At 42.7% G+C, this 20130-nt stretch carries 20 protein-coding genes; 1 reads left to right on the top strand and 19 read right to left on the bottom strand.

Translation table 11 applies throughout. The annotated features are described in order from the left end of the window. Window positions 1–697: 697 nt before the first annotated feature. The 15 genes from CSV79_RS04800 to CSV79_RS04870 form a co-directional block, all read right to left on the bottom strand. A complete protein-coding gene (locus tag CSV79_RS04800; protein ID WP_099687903.1) occupies window positions 698–1144 on the bottom strand; it encodes a low molecular weight protein arginine phosphatase in 447 nt (148 codons plus the stop codon). 56 nt (window positions 1145–1200) lie between these two features. Next, the gene (locus CSV79_RS04805) at window positions 1201–1704 is read right to left on the bottom strand and encodes a manganese efflux pump (RefSeq protein WP_099687904.1); all 504 of its coding nucleotides are present in this window, start codon (window positions 1702–1704) and stop codon (window positions 1201–1203) included. Window positions 1705–1776: 72 nt separating this feature from the next. Further along, entirely contained in the window at window positions 1777–2808 is a 1032-nt protein-coding gene (locus tag CSV79_RS04810) for an L-threonylcarbamoyladenylate synthase (RefSeq protein WP_099687905.1), read from the bottom strand. Between the two features lie 60 nt (window positions 2809–2868). After that, window positions 2869–3435 carry a stage II sporulation protein R gene (locus tag CSV79_RS04815; protein WP_099687906.1) on the bottom strand — a complete coding sequence of 189 codons (567 nt, stop codon included), beginning with the start codon at window positions 3433–3435 and terminating at the stop codon, window positions 2869–2871. Between the two features lie 47 nt (window positions 3436–3482). Further along, window positions 3483–4334, bottom strand: a complete 852-nt coding sequence (prmC, locus tag CSV79_RS04820) for a peptide chain release factor N(5)-glutamine methyltransferase (RefSeq protein ID WP_099687907.1) — start codon at window positions 4332–4334, stop codon at window positions 3483–3485. Next, complete coding sequence (prfA, locus tag CSV79_RS04825; RefSeq protein WP_099687908.1) at window positions 4327–5403, bottom strand: peptide chain release factor 1; 1077 nt, start codon at window positions 5401–5403, stop codon at window positions 4327–4329. Before prfA ends, prmC begins: the two co-directional genes overlap by 8 nt. Window positions 5404–5503: 100 nt before the next feature. Further along, complete coding sequence (locus CSV79_RS04830) at window positions 5504–6094, bottom strand: thymidine kinase (RefSeq protein WP_099687909.1); 591 nt, start codon at window positions 6092–6094, stop codon at window positions 5504–5506. A gap of 13 nt (window positions 6095–6107) precedes the next feature. Continuing rightward, complete coding sequence (locus CSV79_RS04835; RefSeq protein WP_099687910.1) at window positions 6108–6458, bottom strand: hypothetical protein; 351 nt, start codon at window positions 6456–6458, stop codon at window positions 6108–6110. Window positions 6459–6546: 88 nt separating this feature from the next. Further along, window positions 6547–6762: a 50S ribosomal protein L31 gene (gene rpmE / locus CSV79_RS04840; RefSeq protein ID WP_099687911.1), complete on the bottom strand. Its 216-nt coding sequence runs from the start codon at window positions 6760–6762 to the stop codon at window positions 6547–6549. Window positions 6763–6974: 212 nt separating this feature from the next. Beyond that, window positions 6975–8258 (bottom strand): transcription termination factor Rho, encoded by a 1284-nt coding sequence (rho, locus tag CSV79_RS04845; protein ID WP_099687912.1) that lies wholly within the window; start codon window positions 8256–8258, stop codon window positions 6975–6977. 165 nt (window positions 8259–8423) lie between these two features. Then, complete coding sequence (glpX, locus tag CSV79_RS04850; protein ID WP_099687913.1) at window positions 8424–9389, bottom strand: class II fructose-bisphosphatase; 966 nt, start codon at window positions 9387–9389, stop codon at window positions 8424–8426. A 134-nt stretch (window positions 9390–9523) separates the two neighbouring features. Further along, window positions 9524–10801, bottom strand: coding sequence for a UDP-N-acetylglucosamine 1-carboxyvinyltransferase (locus CSV79_RS04855; RefSeq protein WP_099687914.1), 1278 nt, complete (start codon window positions 10799–10801; stop codon window positions 9524–9526). A 20-nt stretch (window positions 10802–10821) separates the two neighbouring features. After that, window positions 10822–11469, bottom strand: coding sequence for a fructose-6-phosphate aldolase (gene fsa, locus CSV79_RS04860; protein ID WP_099687915.1), 648 nt, complete (start codon window positions 11467–11469; stop codon window positions 10822–10824). A gap of 93 nt (window positions 11470–11562) precedes the next feature. Next, the gene (locus CSV79_RS04865; protein WP_099687916.1) at window positions 11563–12420 is read right to left on the bottom strand and encodes a class II fructose-bisphosphate aldolase; all 858 of its coding nucleotides are present in this window, start codon (window positions 12418–12420) and stop codon (window positions 11563–11565) included. 94 nt (window positions 12421–12514) lie between these two features. Next, window positions 12515–12883 (bottom strand): response regulator, encoded by a 369-nt coding sequence (locus CSV79_RS04870; protein ID WP_099687917.1) that lies wholly within the window; start codon window positions 12881–12883, stop codon window positions 12515–12517. 287 nt (window positions 12884–13170) lie between these two features. Here CSV79_RS04870 and CSV79_RS04875 point away from each other — a divergent pair, with 287 nt between their 5' ends. Continuing rightward, window positions 13171–13695, top strand: coding sequence for a DUF2529 family protein (locus tag CSV79_RS04875; RefSeq protein WP_099687918.1), 525 nt, complete (start codon window positions 13171–13173; stop codon window positions 13693–13695). Window positions 13696–13928: 233 nt separating this feature from the next. Here CSV79_RS04875 and CSV79_RS04880 read toward each other — a convergent pair whose 3' ends face one another. From CSV79_RS04880 to icmF, 4 genes are all read right to left on the bottom strand, one after another. After that, a complete protein-coding gene (locus tag CSV79_RS04880) occupies window positions 13929–15527 on the bottom strand; it encodes a CTP synthase (RefSeq protein ID WP_099687919.1) in 1599 nt (532 codons plus the stop codon). A gap of 172 nt (window positions 15528–15699) precedes the next feature. Further along, window positions 15700–16263, bottom strand: coding sequence for a DNA-directed RNA polymerase subunit delta (gene rpoE / locus CSV79_RS04885; RefSeq protein WP_099687920.1), 564 nt, complete (start codon window positions 16261–16263; stop codon window positions 15700–15702). A gap of 313 nt (window positions 16264–16576) precedes the next feature. Further along, a complete protein-coding gene (locus CSV79_RS16555; protein ID WP_143560537.1) occupies window positions 16577–16756 on the bottom strand; it encodes a hypothetical protein in 180 nt (59 codons plus the stop codon). Window positions 16757–16845: 89 nt separating this feature from the next. Continuing rightward, a complete protein-coding gene (icmF, locus tag CSV79_RS04890; protein WP_099687921.1) occupies window positions 16846–20103 on the bottom strand; it encodes a fused isobutyryl-CoA mutase/GTPase IcmF in 3258 nt (1085 codons plus the stop codon). Between the last annotated feature and the right edge of the window lie 27 nt (window positions 20104–20130).

Genomic DNA, 20130 nt, shown 5'->3' on the forward strand with positions numbered 1-20130 from the left:
AGCCATCCGCCAGCGCCGTAGTGGGTACAATGATGAATTACTAGCTACATACAGAAGCGGATTGAAGTGGCTTGAACTTACCAAATTCCTTACTAACTTCAAAAAACTATGCCACACACTTCCCCTCACCTAACGAAGGCGCCTTACAAGCGGTAGGCGGAGCAATGAGACAGATAGGCGGTCTTCCTGTCTGGCTCATTGCGGGAGCCATCCGCCAGCGCCGCAGTGAGTACAGTGATAAATTGCTTCCATACATACAGTAGTGGATTGAAGTGGCTTGATCTTACTGAAACCCTTACTAACTTCAATGAGCTATGCCACTTACTCCCCGCCACCAAACAAAGGCGCCTACCGCCAGACAGGAAGCGGGTACAGTGATGATCACTTCTGCATTTTTCTTGGAACAGAAAAAGCCTTCGAATAAAGTCCGTGCTTCTGACTTTATTCGGAGGCTTGTGTTTTCTATCTACTGACCAATCGGGCTTGCGTATGCCTTTGTATAGAAGCAACCTGTTTTTCTGTGGCGGCTCGTACTACCATCGCATACGTTAGCAATTTATTGACGGATGGCCGGACATTCGGGAAGAACGTTGGCTCAACCCAATTGATAAAGACTGCGCTAGTTGTATAGGAAATGACTGCTAGAAACACAACAATGCAAGTTTTTTGCCTAGTCCTACTTTCCTCTTCACTTCTATCATAGTTTGCCACCCGCGCGCTGTTGAATGACAGAATGGATAAGTTCTGTCAGCTCATTGAATGTTTTACGATAGGTCGCTAGATCACCACCGAAGGGATCATGTACATCCGGACTAAAAGGTATACCACTATACTCTTTCAGCGTAAAAATTTTGTTTTTCATCTCCGGAAATGTACTATGTAGAAAATCTCGATGGCTTGCTGTCATCGTTAAGACTACATCTGCCCATTGCATGTCAGATTGTTTGAATTCATTTGAAAACTCTTTGTACGACATTCCGGCTTCTGTCAACAACTGCGCGGTGTTGGCGGAGATCGGCAAGCCATCCATTGCATGAATCCCTGCAGATTTCGCTGTAATACCCGGCACATTTGAGTGGTTTACTATCGCTTCAGCAAGCGGACTTCTACATGTATTTCCTGTACAAATAAAGTAAATATTCATTTTCCTCACCTACTTTACAGAATAACGGACTTATAAGATTCAAGATACAATCCCCTTCAAAATATAAAAGATAATATGCCTATAAGGATAAATATGCTTCCTGTTAAATATCTAATATACATTCCATTAATGAAACGAATACGTCCTGTTGATAACAAGGCTATACTAGAGAAGAAGAGAGAAAAGAAACCTGAAACAAAAATAAACAACCATTTATTTAACTGCATCATTCCGAATGTCATACTTACGGTAAATGCATCCAAACTCACAAGCAATGCTAAGAAAAACGGCGATATTCTTTTTATCATAGATGGTTGTTCTGCATCATCTAATAAAATATGCAAGCCAATCAATCCAAGCATGACACCCGATAAAACTTGACTCCATCCCGCAAAAAACTGCACAACTAACTCGCCCATATAAAATCCTATAAGCGGTAACAGCATATTTAATATAGTAGTCCATAACGCAATCATGAGTCTACCACGACGCAGTTGAAGAACCGTATAGACAATGAGTATATCAATTGTAGTAATAACTGCCGCTATGATTTCTATCATTGAGTAAGCCCCCTTGCTGTTCGCATCTACCTATCTTATGCGTCCGCTTGAGGGGGCTATTCATCATTTAGTTCATTCAGAAAATCGCTTACCGTCAGAAGCTTTGTCTAACCGATTCATAACTGCTGCACCAATCCCTGACAGATCGGTTTCAATCGCTAAGATCACATCTGCATCGGTCGCATCACATTGACGAATCGCTTTATACAGATTGGCTGCCATCGCTTCATGACTATCGATAGCACCTGTTGAAAAGTACCAATCTGCTTTTTCTGTAAATAACTCATCTGGACCGATAATTGCGGCACGCTTTCGTTGTTGATGAATGGTGTCGAGCGCATCGTCTATCATTATAGCGTCCGGTTTGATGATAAATAACGGTGCATCTGGTGCGTAATGTGTATATTTCATACCCGGCGCACGCGGTGTTTCGATTTCATCTTCCGGTTTAGTTGCTAGATGAACTATACCAATCAATTCCTCTAACTGTTCTTTAACAATACCACCTGGACGTAAAATGACAGGCGGTGTGACTGTGACATCAAGAACGGTTGATTCCACACCAATACCTGTTGCACCACCATCTATAATTAATGGAACTCTTCCTATTAAATCATGATAAACATGTTGCGCTTCAGTCGGACTCGGTTTTCCACTACGATTGGCACTAGGCGCCGCTAAAGGCAATTCAAGTTTTTGTAATAATTGCAGCGCTACAGGATGGTCAGGCATTCGGATCGCGACTGTATGCATACCCGCAGTCACTGTTTCAGCAATGATGCCAGGCTTTTTTTTCATCACCAATGTCAGCGGCCCCGGCCAAAATGCTTCCATTAACTTTTTGGCTACTTCAGGTATTTCCGCAACATACTGCTCAACTTCTTCTATTCTTCCAATATGTACAATCAGCGGGTTATCCGCTGGTCTACCCTTCGCTTCAAAGATTCGTTGCACAGCTTTCTCGTCTGTTGCGATAGCTCCAAGACCGTAAACTGTTTCAGTCGGGAATGCCACAACTCCTCCGTTGCGAAGGATATCCACAGCTTGTTCATATATTCCATCCTTATCCACGGGGTTATCCACCGTTTTGCTAACCGTATCCATGTACTCAACCCCTTTTTATACACATTTCATTGATTTTATCCACAAAAAGTGTGAATAGTTTTATGAGAACAACGACTTTATCCACTCCCAAATGAAAAATGTAACAGGCTCTTCTTCCGTTTCAGCAACTGTTGCTTCTTCCGGATAACAAACATTCGGGAACAATGCACACCACCAATTATCCCCCTTACCTTTACCTATTTTCAAGACGTACGCATCATACACACCTTGTTGCTGAATCGCAAATCCGATCCTTTTCGGCGGAATTAATGCAGCTCCGTATTCAATCGTTACAGGCAATCCATTCGTTTGTTGTGTGGCGAGTTCGATAATTTTTGGCTCCAATACGTGTAGCTGTTCTTTCATTTGTTGCGTCGTTGCTGAGTGGCTAATCGCTTGTTCCAGTAAAGGTGCAATTATTGTTTGGACTTGTTGTTTTACTTGCTGATCTGCTACCGTATTTGAGTTTGCTAGAATGCGAAACTGCGTAGCTTCATTTGTAGGTACTTCTTGACTAAATAATACTAGCACCCCTTGAATCGCCAGTAGCACGAGTGTAAATTCTATAAAAGCAATTAGTTTTGAAGTTTTGGTTGGTTGTTGTGTAATCGGATAATCTTGTAACATGTCATCCCCTCCTGCAATCTATCATGACCCGCAAGAGGGTGTTTTATTCATCGAATCTCACAAAATATCATTCGATCTTTTTTGTTGATATCTTGTACGATATCCACTTTCGCTTCAGGAAAGGCTTTTTCAAGGAATTGTTGCACCGCTTTTCCTTGTTGATAGCCAATTTCAAAACCGATGAGCGCTGGACGGTTCATCATAGATACTAGCCGTTCTGCCAGTCTGCGATAAAAGTATAGTCCGTCTTCTTCCGCAAATAATGCAGACGCGGGTTCGAAGTCATAGACTGTAGGTGACATTGCTGTTTTTTCGTGCGCTGCGATATAAGGTGGGTTAGATAAAATGATATCCCACGTTTGCTGCTCAAGCGGTTCTTCCATATCGCCTTGTAAAAATGTGATTTCTACTTCATTGCGCTTAGCATTTCGCATTGCTACTTCAAGTGCTTCTTTACTAAAGTCTGTGGCGGTCACTTGTGCACTTGGACGTTCTTTTTTGAATGCTACCGCAATTGCTCCGCTACCCGTTCCTATATCAGCTACACGAATCGTTTCATCACCAAACAATTTATTCGCGCGCTCCAATGCATAGTGCACTAATTCTTCTGTTTCAGGACGTGGAATTAAGACATGCTCATTCACTTCGAATGGTAGGCCATAAAATGATTCTTCCCCAAGAATGTATTGAATCGGTTTTCCCGTCACTAATTCATTCATATAAGTCCAAAATACTGTGTAATGTTCTGTAGATAGTTTCTCGTTTAGACTAGCAAGATAATTAGCCTGACTTTTCCCTGTTACCGCAAGCATCGCCATTTCCGCTGCCCTAGGCTCCAGTCCACGCGCATCAAGTATTTGCTTCGCGCGTTGAACGGCTTCAAAGATTGTCTCAGTCATTTTTATCTAAACTTTCTAAGCGATGTGCTTGTTCTTCGATAATCAATGCGTTAATGACTTCATCCAACTTCCCTTCAATCACCTGATCGAGCTTTTGGATAGTTAGACCAATTCGATGGTCAGTCACGCGGTTTTGCGGGAAGTTATATGTGCGGATTCGTTCAGAACGATCACCAGATCCGACAGCCGTTTTTCGTTTTTCATCGTATTCTGCTTGGGCTTCTTGCATGAATTTATCATTGACACGGGCACGTAATACTTTCATTGCTTTTTCTTTATTTTTGATTTGCGATTTTTCATCTTGAATAGATACCGTGATTCCAGTCGGCAAATGCGTTAATCTGACAGCAGACATCGTCGTGTTGACGGATTGTCCGCCTGGGCCAGACGAAGCAAATGTATCGGTACGGATATCTTTTTCATGAATTTCGATTTCTACTTCTTCCGTCTCCGGTAAGCAAGCGACCGTCGCAGTAGACGTATGCGTGCGCCCACCTGATTCCGTTTCTGGTACACGTTGTACACGGTGCGCACCATTTTCATACTTCAACTTTGAATACGCGCCCGTACCGTCGATCATAAAGATGATCTCTTTAAAACCACCAAGTTCTGTTGGTGAGGAGTCTAGTACTTCGACTTTCCAGTGATTCGATTCTGCATAACGTGTATACATTCGATACAAGCTACCTGCGAATAAAGCGGCTTCATCTCCACCAGCCGCTCCACGAATTTCCATGATAACACTTTTATTATCATTTGGATCTTTGGGGATAAGTAAGACTTTCAATTGTTCTTCTAATGGTTCGATACGATCTTCCAAGTCATCAATTTCCATTTTGACAAGTTCTTTCATTTCGTCATCCAAGTGTTCTTCCTGCATGTCCTTGGCATTTTTATATTGTTGTTGAACTTCTTTATATTCCCGATATACTTCTACTGTTTCTTGTAGGTCAGATTGTTCTTTCGAGTACGTGCGTAATTTGTCTAAGTTATTGACGATTTCAGGGTCACTAAGTAGTTCATTGAGTCGATCATAACGATCCTCTACTGCTTGTAGTCTATCGAACATAATGAATTCACCTCTTCTATAGTATTGGGATTTTTGCGATGATTTATGGTATAGCAGAACCGCCTATCCTTTTTTGCTTGCGGATAGACGGTCTAGAGTTTTATTTTACATGTGCGCTAACAGGCACTTCATGATGTAGTCGGCAACGTGGTTCGTAAGCTTCTGATGCACCGACTAGAATGATCGGATCATCATACCTTGCAGGTTGTCCATCAATTAATCGTTGTGTACGACTCGAAGGAGATCCACAAACCGTACATACCGCTTGCAACTTTGTAACAAGTTCTGCAACCGCCATTAGTTGTGGCATAGGTCCAAACGGTTCTCCTCTGAAATCTTGATCGAGTCCAGCGATAATTACTCGGAATCCACGATCCGCTAGGCCAATTGCAACTTCAAGTATGTCAGCGTCGAAAAATTGAGCTTCATCAATGGCGACCACATCGAAATCATCTGATACAAGATCTGGTATTTCACAGGCTTTGACGATTGGATTAGCAATCGTTGATGAGCCATCGTGACTGACTACTGCCTCTTCACTATAACGGTCATCAATTGCTGGTTTGAATACCGCAATCTTCTGTTTAGCAAATTCCGCTCGACGAATTCGACGAATAAGCTCCTCCGATTTACCTGAAAACATACTGCCGCAGATGACTTCCATCCAGCCACCTTGCATGGAAACGTACATGTTCAATCTCCCTTCAATGTCGTGTTATGTATGGTTTTTGCTGATTTTGGTTTAGTGTTATTATGCGCTTTTGGCCGGGTTCTATGAGCGCTAGACCACGTTCTATGAGCGCGGGAACGCATTCTATGAGCGCGGGATCGAGTTCTATGAGCGCGGGGACGCGTTCTATGAGCGCGAGACCGCATTCTATGAGCGCGGGGACTCGTTCTATGAGCGCGGGACCACGTTCTATGAGCGTGAAGACGCATTCTATGAGCGCGGGACCACGTTCTATGAGCGCGGGACCGAGTTCTATGAGCGCGGGACCACGTTCTATGAGCGCGGGACCACGTTCTATGAGCGCGGGGACGCATTCTATGAGCACACGCGGAATTATTTAAGCTAATTTAATGTGCTAAATGATAAAAATACCCGCCTGGCACGACTGCACCTGACGGGTATCTGGCATTTGATTACTCTTGTCCTTCTGACTTGATGCCGTATTTCTTGTTGAAACGGTCGACACGGCCGTCCGCTGCAGCAAACTTCTGGCGTCCAGTGTAGAATGGGTGACATTCTGAGCATACTTCTACTCGAATATCCTCTTTTACAGAACCTGTTTCGAATGTATTGCCACATGAGCAAGTTACGTTTGCAAGTTTGTAATTAGGATGAATTCCTGCTTTCATCGGTCTCTCTCCTCTCGCCCTGAACCATCTGGAACAGAGTATAAATTTCGGGTGCTTTATTGACCAATTGTCAATAAAACGGATCGATGCCTTACACGGCCCGTTTATGTCAGCCGCATATGCAGTGTACAGAAAACTGTACTTGAATAGTATAGCAAAATTGCACGTCATACGCAACTGTTTGATTTGGATTTTTATTGGTTGCTTCTATATTAAAGTAACCCTTTACCTTTACGGTGAGCTTTCATTTCTTCATTCAGTTTATCGAAGAATTCGTCGTTATTTTCAGATTGGCGGAGTTTTCGCAGGAAGCGTTCTGCGAAGTCTGGGGCATCTGAGAACGTTTTTCGAATAGCCCATAGTTTTTCTAGTTTTTCAGACGGAACGAGAAGATCTTCTTTCCTTGTACCCGAACGACGAATATCAAGTGCCGGGAAGATTCGACGCTCAGCAAGACTACGATCTAAATGTAGTTCCATATTGCCGGTTCCTTTAAATTCTTCATAGATGACTTCATCCATACGAGAGCCCGTTTCGATTAAAGCCGTCGCTAAAATCGTTAAACTTCCGCCTTCTTCTACATTACGCGCTGCACCGAAAAATCTTTTTGGTCGGTGGAATGCCGCTGGATCAATCCCACCTGACAAAGTACGTCCACTTGGAGGAATCACCAAGTTAAATGCGCGTGCCAAGCGAGTAATGGAGTCCATCAAGATGATGACATCACGTTTATGTTCGACTAAACGCATCGCGCGCTCAAGTACAAGTTCCGCTACTTTGACATGATTTTGCGGCACTTCGTCAAAAGTAGAACTGACTACATCCGCGTTAACGGAACGTTCAATATCCGTTACTTCCTCAGGACGCTCGTCAATTAGAAGAACAATTAATTCTGCTTCTGGATGATTGACCGTAATTGAATTGGCAATTTCCTTCAACAACATCGTCTTCCCTGCTTTTGGAGGAGCGACGATTAAGCCTCGCTGACCGAATCCAACTGGGGAAACTAGATCCATGATACGTGTAGAAATATTATTCTTCGTTGTCTCCAACTTAATTTGACGATCCGGATATAGTGGTGTCAACGCTGGGAAATGTACGCGTTCACGTGCTACTTCGGGGTTTTGTCCATTGACTGCCTCTACTTGCAACAAGCCGTAATAACGTTCGTTTTCTTTTGGCGGACGAACTTTACCCGTTACTTTATCACCGTTACGCAAATCGAAACGACGGATTTGAGAAGCAGATATGTAAATATCTTCTGAACTTGACGAATAGTTTATCGGACGTAAGAAGCCGTACCCTTCAGATTGGATGATTTCTAGAACACCTTCCATGAAAAAGTAACCTTCTTGTTCAGCACGGGATTTCAAAATGGCAAAGATCAATTCTTTCTTTGTCAATTTGCTGTAATTCGTAATTTTAAACTGCTTCGCTAGAGCGTAGAGGTCTTTCAACGTCATATTCTCAAGGTCCGCCAGTGTAATCATAGTCATCTGTGTGCACCACTCTTCATTTATAATATGGAAATTTCGACGCAAAATAAATAGAAAGGAAGATACATAACGTACTTCCTTTCCTTTTATCACTATAATGTGCATTATGGATCGTTCATAGTTTTGGAAATAGAGACCCGGCTGCGACACCGGGATGTGAGGGAGTTAGTCTTGCATAACGAGAAGAGGTTTTTTCTTCATGCTGTGGCGACCTTCTACGAAACGGATTGTTCCTGATTTAGAGCGCATAACTAGTGAGTGAGTACTGCAGTATGTGCCTTTAAACTGCACTCCGCCCATCAATTCACCATCTGTTATACCAGTTGCCGCGAAAATACAGTCATCACCCTTAACTAAGTCGTCCATCATCAATACTTTATCTACGTCGAGGCCCATCTTAATGCAGCGTTCGCGTTCTTCATCATTGGAGGGTACAAGACGCCCTTGGAATTCTCCACCTAAACACTTTAGGCCAACTGCAGCGATAACGCCTTCAGGTGCTCCGCCTCTTCCGAATAAAATATCGACACCCGTATCGTCGAAAGCTGTATTGATCGCTGCCGCAACGTCTCCGTCATTGATCAACTTAATACGTGCGCCCGCTGAACGGATTTCATCAATGATATCCTTATGGCGCTCACGATTTAAGACAGATGCGACTATATCCGTAATGTCTTTATTTTTCGCTTTCGCTACCGCGTGCAAGTTTTCAGTAACTGTCGCGTCAATATCAATTTTACCTACTGCTTCAGGACCTACTGCAATTTTGTCCATATACATATCTGGCGCATTCAATAGGTTGCCTTTATCTGCAACTGCTAGAACAGCAAGCGCGTTCCATCCACCAGCTGCAACGATGTTCGTTCCTTCTACTGGATCGACCGCGATGTCTACTGCTGGACCGTGACCTGTTCCTAGTTCTTCACCGATATAAAGCATTGGCGCTTCGTCCATTTCGCCTTCCCCAATAACAACAATACCTTCCATTGGGATTGTATCGAATACTTGACGCATCGCTTCTGTAGCAGCATCATCCGCTTCGTTCTTCATTCCTCGTCCCATCCAGCGAGCTGCCGCAACAGCCGCTGCCTCTGTTACACGTACTAATTCCATTGATAAACTACGTTCCATAATGTGTTGTTCCTCCTGTTTGTGGTAAGACGCTTGTGACGTTTCACCTTTCATTTACCTACGTTCGCATCCATGGCTAGTATGCACCCCGAATGTGTCGTTAGGATCTATTATACACGAATTGGCAATTATCGTCACTCAGAAATAGAAGCTGTTTTGATACCTTCCACTTTGCTAATGTCAGCGCCAAGCTTCTGTAGCTTTTGTATAATCTTACCGTATCCGCGTTCAATATGTTCAATTTCTCGAATTTCCGTTTCTCCACTTGCGATCAATCCGGCAATCAACAATGCAGCACCTGCACGTAAATCTGTCGCTTCTACAGTCGCAGCATGCAAAGGTGTCGGTCCTGTAATGATGGCGGATCGTCCTTCTACTCGCCCGTCTGCGTTCATACGACGTAGTTCATCTATTTGTTTGAAACGCGCCGGATAAATCGTATCTGTCAAAATTGAAGACCCTTCTGCTTGCGTGGAAAGTACACCGAACGGTTGCTGAAGGTCTGTTGGAAATCCTGGATAGACTAATGTTTTAACATCAACAGCTGCTAACTTTTCAGTTTTTGGAATGTAAATCTGCTCCACACCGACTTCTACTTTGACACCCATCTCACGGAGTTTCGCTGTAACGGCCTCCACATGAAGCGGGATCACATTATCAACTGTAATGCCGTCGCCAATAGCCGCTGCCATAATCATGTAGGTGCCCGTCTCGATACGATCCGGGATAATAGTATGTTTTGTACCATGCAGTTTTTCCACGCCTTCGATACGAATAACATTTGTACCTGCACCTTTGATGTTCGCACCCATATTGGATAAAAGTGTCGCAACATCAATGATTTCAGGCTCTTTTGCGGCATTTTCGATAATTGTCTTACCTTTGGCTTTAACTGCCGCCAGCATAATGTTAATTGTCGCGCCGACGCTAACGACATCTAAATAAATCTTCGCGCCGCGTAATTCATCTGCACGCAAATATATGGCACCATGTTCGTTTTCTACTGTCGCGCCTAGCGCTTCAAATCCCTTGATATGTTGATCGATTGGTCTAGGTCCCAGATGACAGCCGCCTGGTAAACCGATGACAGCACGCCCGAACTTACCTAGCATCGCCCCCATCATATAATACGACGCACGGAGCTTCTTGACATTGCCATTTGGCAGCGGCATTGAAATGATTTCGGATGGATCAATCGTCATCTTACAGTCTTCCATTTCCACTTTTCCACCAATTTCTTCAACTAGTGCTTGTAAAGTAAAAACATCTGAAATCTCCGGTAGGCCTGCAATCGTTACGGGGGAGTCGGCTAGAATTGCAGCAGGAATGAGAGCAACTGCGCTGTTTTTAGCTCCACTCACTCTAATCGTTCCTTGTAGCCGTTTGCCGCCTTTAATTTTGTAAACGTCCATTTCGATCTCCTTTTGTTCCATCACTTATTCGTTCTAGTTTCCCAGTCTTTCAGAAATTGATCGATTCCTTTAGCTGTTAACGGATGTGCGAATAAGCTTTGCAACACATTAAATGGTGTCGTCGCGATATGAGCTCCTGCTAATGCGGCAGCGGTAATGTGCTGAGGGTGTCTAATAGAAGCCGCAATAATTTGCGTATCCAAATCGTGGATTGTAAAAATATCTGAAATCGTTTCAATTAACTCGACACCGTTTTGTCCAATATCATCTAAGCGTCCGATGAATGGTGAAACATATGTTGCACCAGCACGTGCTGCTAAAAGCGCTTGGTTCGCACTGAAGATGAGCGTGACATTCGTTTGAATTCCTTCTGCCGCAAATACAGAACAAGCTTTTAGACCTTCAGGTGTCATTGGCAATTTCACGGTAATATTTTTCGCGAGGCTTGCCAGTTTACGTCCTTCTTCAATCATACCTTCTGCATCGAGTGCGATGACTTCCGCGCTTACAGAACCTGGTACAAGTGCCGTGATTTCTTTCAAACGATCGTGGAACGAGATGTTTTCCTTTGCAACAAGTGAAGGATTCGTTGTAACGCCAGAAATAATCCCCCAGCTATGTGCTTCTTTTATTTCATCAAAGTTTGCAGTATCAATAAAAAATTTCAATTGTATGACCCTCCAGAAGTATTGTTTTTTCATTACCCATGTAAAAGAAGGAGACGTATTGCACTTCTCCTTCGTTCAATCAAAATTCTTTGGTTATGCTTGCTGCGAGCTACCGAATTCGCGCATTTTGCCGATCACTGTTGCTTTGATAGCTTCGCGCATTGGCGCAAGATATTTGCGTGGATCGTACACTTCAGAATCTGCCGTTAGTATATCGCGAACAGCCCGTGTACCTTGAATTTGGTTTTCTGTATTAACGTTGATCTTAGAAGTGCCTAAAGAAATCGCACGTTGGATATCTTTCAATGGGATTCCAGTACCACCATGCAATACGAGTGGAATATCACCTTGCTTAGAGATTTCCTCCATTTCCTCGAATCCTAAGTTCGGTTCACCTTTATAAGGACCGTGTACTGAACCAAGTGCAGGAGCTAGGCAATCAATACCTGTCTTTTCTACTAGTTCTTTACACTCTGCAGGATCTGCGTAGATTACGCCTTCAGCAATGATGTCGTCTTCTTGTCCACCAACAACCCCAAGCTCTGCTTCTACGGATACATTATGCTGCTTTGCGTATTCTACTACCTTTTTCGTGATTTCAATGTTTTCTTCAAGTGGCTTGGAAGATGCATCGATCATCACGGACGTGAAACCCGCTTCAATTGCTTCTTTACATTTCTCAAAGCTAGAGCCATGGTCTAAATGAATCGCTACAGGCACAGTTGTACCAAAATCCTCCATCAATCCTTTGACCATCATAACAACTGTTTTAAAGCCGCCCATATAACGTGCTGCACCTTCTGAAACCCCTAAAATAACAGGTGATTTCTCTTCTTCAGCAGCCTGTAATATAGCTTGTGTATATTCTAAATTATTAAGGTTAAATTGACCGATTGCATATCCTTGTTGTTTCCCTTTAATCATCATTTCCTTCATCGAGACGAGCGGCATTCAAAATTCCTCCTTGGTTTTCCTACGAGTTTTGTGCATTTTCATTACACTTTCTACTCTATAGCATACCAAATCCAGAACATTATTACTACTGTCAGATGCCTTGTAATTCCAACCTTTTTAAGACAGTGTCCCGCACTTCAAATATATCGAACGGTTTAGTGAAATGATGATCGATCCCCAGTCTTCCCGCTTCTTCTGTTAATTCTATCTCACTATAAGCAGTCATCATCATAACTACCGCATCCGGCTTTGATTTTCTAATTTCACGAAGTACTTCAACACCGTTCATGCCCGGCATTTTCATATCTAATAAAATACAATCAGGTTTTACTTCTTCTAGTATTTCCAAAGCTTCCTTACCACTTGCAGCGAGCAATGTTTCAACATTAGCTTGTTTGAAGATCTCTTCTAGTAATAATCGAATCCCCGCTTGATCATCAACAATCAATAGTTTTTTCATCCCCATTCCCCCCGGTTACTCTGCTTCTCTTTTTCTTTAGCAGTAATTTTATTTAGAACACTAACCTAATTTGTATTCTAGATTAGTACGCATGCAATGCAAGCGCTTGCATAACGATTTACATTGCTAGATATGAACGTATCGATTCATTTCTATCGCATTTTTTAGATACCTAACCCTATACATGTATATTATTCGCGATTATTTCAATTTCACCTCTTTTTTTTTACAATCTATTTTGCACTTCTTTGTTTTCTCCCCTATACTGAACGTTCGGAGGGATATATATGAAAATATTGACGACACAAATTAGAGGTCTTTTAGAGCGTCTTGCTGACGGACAGGAAGAGAATATAGATGAAACGGCACGATTATTGGCACAGGCATTGGTCGGTGAAGGTCGAATCCTTATTGCAACATTTGACGAAATGGAAGCCGTAACAGCTACCGCTTTATATGGTGCGGAGCCTTTACAAGGAGCTGTACGTTATACCGACGAAATGGTACCGACGAAAGCAGATCGTGTTTGGCTACTCGCAAGAAATGCAAATCATCCAGACGCCTTAGCACTTGCTCGAAAACTGGCAGATCAGTTCATTCCATTCGCAGCACTGACTTCGGGTCCGGCAGATGATTCAAATGAACTTGCAGATTTAGCTTTCACTTATATTTCTACCGGCTTGAAAAAAGGTTTGCTTCCGGGTCCAACAGGCGAACGTATCGTACAACCTCACGCACTGGCCGCTCTCTTCATTTACGAAGCTGTGAAGTTATCACTTGATGAAATGCTCGAGGATGATGAAGAGTTTTAACAGAAATCATAATAAGTAAAGGTGAATACTTGATGTGCGGTTCGGGATTTCATTGTTGTTTTTAAATGACTCGGTATCTGTTCTTTACTTTATTAAGTTCAAATTAAGATACTAGGTAATAAGTTGGATATTCTACTCGCTAATGTTAGAAGCGAAACGGTATAATCTACTTTGCCTACATACAAAAATGCCGCCAGAAGGATAACCCTTCTGGCGGCATTTTTTATATCTGATTAGCGATTTTCCAATGAAGCGCGGATAAATTCGCGGAATAGCGGTTGTGGACGTGTCGGGCGTGATTCGAACTCCGGGTGGAATTGGCAACCAATGAAGAATGGATGATCTTTCAATTCCATAATTTCGATCAAGCGACCATCTGGGCTAATACCCGAAACGATGAGTCCTGCTTCTTCCAACTGTCCGCGATACGCAACATTAATCTCATAACGGTGGCGGTGACGTTCATACACTAACTCTTCACCGTATGCATTATAAGCTTTTGTGTTTTCTGTAACTTTACATGGATACGCACCTAGACGTAATGTGCTGTCTGTTTCGCTCGCAGTTAAGCAATCTGGGTGGAATACTGTGATTTTGTTTTTCGTTTCTGTATCGAACTCTAATGAATGCGCATCTTCTAAACCAAGTACATTGCGCGCGATTTCAGTAGCTGCCAATTGTAGTCCGAGACTGATACCGAAGAATGGTACGTTATGTTCACGCGCATACGTGATTGCTTCGATTTTCCCGTCTATTCCACGATCGCCGAAACCACCTGGTACGAGAATTCCATCGACATCGCCAAGATATTCTTCCGCGTTTTCTTTCGTAACCACTTCCGAATCAATCCATTTGATTTCAATGTCTGCACCGAATGCGTACCCTGCATGACGCATAGCTTCTACTGCAGAAATGTAAGCATCTTGAAGTTCTACATACTTACCAACCAAACCAATCTTCACTTTTTCATTCAGTGATTTGACGAGTGTGACGAGTTCTTCAACTTCTGTCAATACGGGCTGTGGTGTTTCAAGGCCTAAGTAGTCAACTACTAACTGATCCATATTCTGTTCGTTTAGACGTAGTGGCACTTCATACAATGTTTCTGCGTCTAATGCTTCGATTACTTCTTCTGGCTTAATATCACAGAATAACGCAATCTTGTCTTTCATTTCTTGTGGTACTGGATATTCACTACGTACAACGATCATGTTCGGTTGAATTCCTAGACTTCTCAATTCTTTCACGCTGTGCTGTGTTGGCTTCGTCTTCATTTCACCTGCAGCATGTAGGTATGGAATAAGTGTGGTATGAATGTACATGACATCATCTTTTGCCAAATCTGTCTTCAATTGACGAATGGCTTCTAGGTAAGGCAATGATTCGATATCACCTACACTACCGCCAATTTCAGTAATAACAACATCTGCATTTAGTGTTTGACCTGCACGTTTGATTAGTTCTTTGATTTCATTTGTAATATGTGGAATTACTTGTACAGTAGCTCCTTTATATTCCCCGCTACGCTCTTTACGTAACACTAGGTCATACACTTTACCCATTGTAACGTTTGAGTATCGGTTACATTTAATGTCGATGAAACGCTCGTAGTGTCCGATATCAAGATCCGTTTCCGCGCCATCTTCTGTAACGAATACTTCACCGTGTTGGTATGGGCTCATCATGCGTGGGTCGATATTGATGTATGGATCGAATTTTTGGTTCGTGACTTTCAATCCGCGCATTTTCAACAATCTGCCTAGAGATGCTGCGTTGATTCCTTTACCTAAAGACGAAACGACGCCGCCTGTTATAAAAATATATTTTGTCATGTGTACTTCCTCCATTTATTCTATTTATATACTCGAAGGCTGAAGTGAAAAATATAAAAAGCGCCCCAGTTGTAGCTTAACTACAATAAGGAGCGCGTATACATGAATTCATGTGTCCTTTTCAGGAGCCCATACAAATCTTATATTTTCAGGCTCCAAATGTCAAGTCTGTTTATACACCTTCTTCGAACTCGTCTTCCTCTTCCTCTTCCTCTTCATCTTCTTCATCGATGTCGAGTTCTTCTTCAGGAATCACTTCTAAGTCATCGTCCGGATCGATCAATTCTTCTTCAATCTCGATTACTTCTTCGTCTTCCTCTTCTTCATCATCGTCTTCTTCGCCGAGTTCTACATATTCTTCATCGAAGATATCTTCATCTTCGTCATCGTCTTCGATTTCTTCATCTTCATCATCGTAGTCTTTTTTCTTCTTTTTCTTCTTACGTACTTTTACAACTGGTGCTGTTTCTTCTTCGATTTGGTCTACTGGATACCATTCGCGTAATCCCCAGCGATTGTCTTGAATCGCAAGGAATCTTCCATCCACGTTTAAATCTGTATAGAATTGAAGGATTCTTTCTTTCATTTCTTTTTCAGAAAGACCTGTCATTTTCCGTATTTCGTCCATCAGTTGTTGTAATGTTAGGGATTCACGTCGTTCGGTTAAGATATGGTGTGTAATATTGATGAACGACTCTTCCAATAGTTCTTCTCTTGTCATTTCGTGGATATTCAATGTATGGCACGTCCTTTCTTCAATCACATAAGCATAGTTTACATTATATACAGTTTGTCTTCCAATATGCTACATTCTTTTGCTTCTCTTTACGTTTATATACTCTTTTACCGTCAAACATCCTAAGTATATGGCCGTTAAGGTGAAGGGGATTGCTCCTAAGCCGCTATTATAAAGGAAAAATGTGAGAATCAATAGTAGTGTAATTATGATTGCATGGTGATACCACCTCACATTTAGCACACCCTTTCTCTTCGTTGATTCTATTATACTGTTGGAATTGAAAATTTATCCACTATTGTGTGGAAGGTTTTTATATTTGGGTAATTTCTATGAGCGCGGGACCTCTTTCTATGAGCGCTCGGACGTTAGCTATGAGCGCGGGGGCACTTTCTATGAGCGCTCGGACGTTAGCTATGAGCGCGGGGGCACTTTCTATGAGCGCTCGGACGTTAGCTATGAGCGCGGGGGCACTTTCTATGAGCGCGGTCACGTTGGCTATGAGCGCGAGACCTCTTTCTATGAGCGCGACAGTGAAATTGCAGTAAAAAAAGCTGCGTGGGTTACGCAGCTTTTGGCTTGTTACATATTCCGTCGGTACTGGCCGCCTACTTCATACAATGCATTGGTGATTTGGCCTAGACTGGCGACTTGGACTGTTTTCATCAATTCGGCGAAGACGTTGCCCCCTGAAATGGCCGTTTGTTGAAGGTCATGTAATGCCTGCCCTGCCTCGTCTGCATGTGCGGATTGGAATGCGCGCAAGTTGCGGATTTGCGCTTGCTTTTCCTCTTGCGTTGCACGTGCAAGTTCCATATTATCAATATCCTCTTCAGATGGCGGGTTCGGGTTCAAGTACGTATTGACACCAATGATTGGTAGTTCGCCCGAGTGTTTTTTCATCTCGTAGTGCATGGACTCTTCTTGGATTTTACCTCGCTGGTACTGTGTTTCCATAGAGCCGAGCACGCCGCCACGATCATTTAGACGATCGAATTCTTGAAGCACAGCGTCTTCCACTAGGGTCGTTAGTTCGTCAATGATGTATGCACCTTGTAGTGGATTTTCGTTTTTTGATAAGCCGTGTTCTTTTGTGATAATCATCTGGATTGCCATGGCGCGGCGCACAGATTCTTCCGTTGGTGTTGTAATCGCTTCGTCGTAAGCATTTGTGTGAAGCGAGTTACAGTTATCTTGTAGTGCCATTAACGCTTGCAATGTCGTACGGATATCATTGAAGTCGATTTCTTGTGCGTGCAAGCTACGACCTGATGTTTGAATATGGTATTTCAGCTTCTGGCTTCGTTCATTGGCACCGTATTTATCGCGCATCGTAATTGCCCAGATGCGGCGTGCAACGCGTCCGATAACGGTATACTCTGGATCGAGTCCGTTCGAGAAGAAAAACGACAAGTTCGGTGCGAAGTCATCAATATGCATCCCGCGGCTTAAGTAATATTCGACATAGGTGAAACCATTTGCCAATGTGAAGGCTAATTGCGAAATAGGGTTTGCTCCAGCTTCTGCAATATGATAGCCAGAAATAGATACAGAATAGTAATTACGCACGTTTTTATCAATGAAATATTGTTGGATGTCGCCCATTAGACGTAAAGCGAATTCGGTAGAGAAGATACATGTGTTTTGCCCTTGATCCTCTTTTAGAATATCGGCTTGCACGGTACCGCGAACGGTCTGGAACGTCATTGCACGTACATCTGTGAATTCTTCAACTGTTAATGTGCGGCCAAGTTCTTGTTCTTTTTTACGTACTTGTTGATCAACAGCCGCATTCATGAACATCGCTAAAATAATTGGCGCAGGTCCGTTAATCGTCATTGAAACAGATGTTGATGGTGCACACAGATCAAATCCAGCATAGAGTTTCTTCATATCTTCAAGCGTACAAATGCTAACTCCTGATTCACCAACTTTACCGTAAATATCTGGTCTTTCATCAGGATCTTCACCGTATAACGTAACCGAGTCAAATGCTGTCGATAAACGTTTGGCATCGTCGTCCTTTGAGACATAGTGGAATCTGCGGTTTGTTCGCTCTGGTGTCCCTTCTCCAGCGAATTGACGTTTCGGATCTTCCCCTTCACGTTTGAACGGGAACACGCCTCCTGTATAAGGGAATGAACCGGGGACGTTTTCCCTGTAGACAAAGCGTAAGATTTCTCCATAATCCTTATATTTAGGCAAAATGACTTTCGGAATTTTTAAGTCCGATAAACTAGTCGTATGAAGTGCTGTCCGAATTTCTTTATCACGAATCTTCACAACATACTCGTCTTGCTCATAAGATTTCCGCAACGCTTCCCAGTTCGCTAACGCACGTTTAGATTCGCTAGTTAGTTGCTCTTCTATGCCTTCTTTTAAACTAGTTAGTGAATTGATTAACGCTTCATTGGAATCTGCTTCTTTTACCGCTTCTATTGCCCCTTCAAGCTGAAATAAGCGACGTGCTAACTCTTCTTGTTGTTTAGATTTCGCGTGATAATTACGTACCGTTGATGCAATTTCTCGTAAATAATGGCTGCGGTCAGGCGGAATGATGACCGTTTGTTTTTGCTCTGTAATGGATTCCGAATAACTCGTTGCCCAATCTAAGTCGCACGTTTTATTCAGTTGATCAACGAGTGCCGCGAACAAGATATTCGTTCCTTTGTCATTAAACTGGCTTGCAATTGTACCGAATACTGGCATTGTGTCTAATTCTTTATCAAACAATGTATGGCTTCGCTGATATTGTTTACGTACTTGACTTAATGCATCCTCCGAACCTTTTCGTTCGAACTTATTAATAACAATTAAGTCCGCAAAGTCAATCATATCAATTTTTTCAAGCTGTGTTGGCGCTCCAAATTCACTCGTCATAACATACATGGAAACGTCTGAAATATCCGTTATTTGTGCATCTCCTTGCCCAATTCCACTCGTTTCGACGATGATTAAATCATAGCCTGCAGCTTTCGTGACATCTAGCACATCATGAATAGCAGTCGTCAATTCCGAACGCGAACCTCTCGTCGCCAAACTGCGCATATAGACGCGGTCATTAAAAATAGCATTCATACGAATTCTATCACCAAGCAATGCGCCGCCCGTCTTTTGCTTCGTTGGATCGACGGAGAGAATAGCTATACGCTTGTCTGGGAATTCCCGTAAAAAACGTCTGATTAATTCATCCGTAAGGGAACTTTTCCCCGCTCCGCCTGTACCTGTAATTCCAAGTACCGGTGTATTCTTCGAAAGGTTACGTGCGTTTTCTACTAACTTTTTAGCTGCCTCATCATTCTTCAAGTGCTTATCTTCAACATAGGTAATGAGATTCGCTAAGACACCAGGTGTTTCGGTAGTCAGTTTTTCTAGATTCGCTTCTTCATTTTCGGGTGTCGTGGAGAAATCCGATAGTTCCATAATTCGGTTGATCATACCTTGCAGACCCATTTTCCGCCCATCTTCTGGCGAAAAGATCCATTGAATGCCGTATTCATGCAATTCTTTGATTTCCTTCGGGATGATGACTCCTCCGCCACCACCGAAGATTCTAATATGAGAAGCGCCTCTTTCTTTTAACAAATCATACATATATTTAAAATACTCCACATGCCCACCTTGGTAGGATGAAATAGCAATGCCCTGTACATCTTCCTGAATAGCAGCATTTACAACTTCCTCAACAGATCGGTTATGGCCGAGATGAATGACTTCTGCTCCGGTTGACTGTAAAATTCTCCGCATAATATTGATTGATGCATCATGCCCATCAAATAGACTGGATGCCGTAACAAAACGAATATGATGTTTCGGTTTATAAATTTCTTCAGTAGCCATTAGCTTTCCGCCTTCCCCTACATACAG

Source organism: Sporosarcina sp. P13, assembly GCF_002743055.1.
Taxonomy (GTDB): domain Bacteria; phylum Bacillota; class Bacilli; order Bacillales_A; family Planococcaceae; genus Sporosarcina.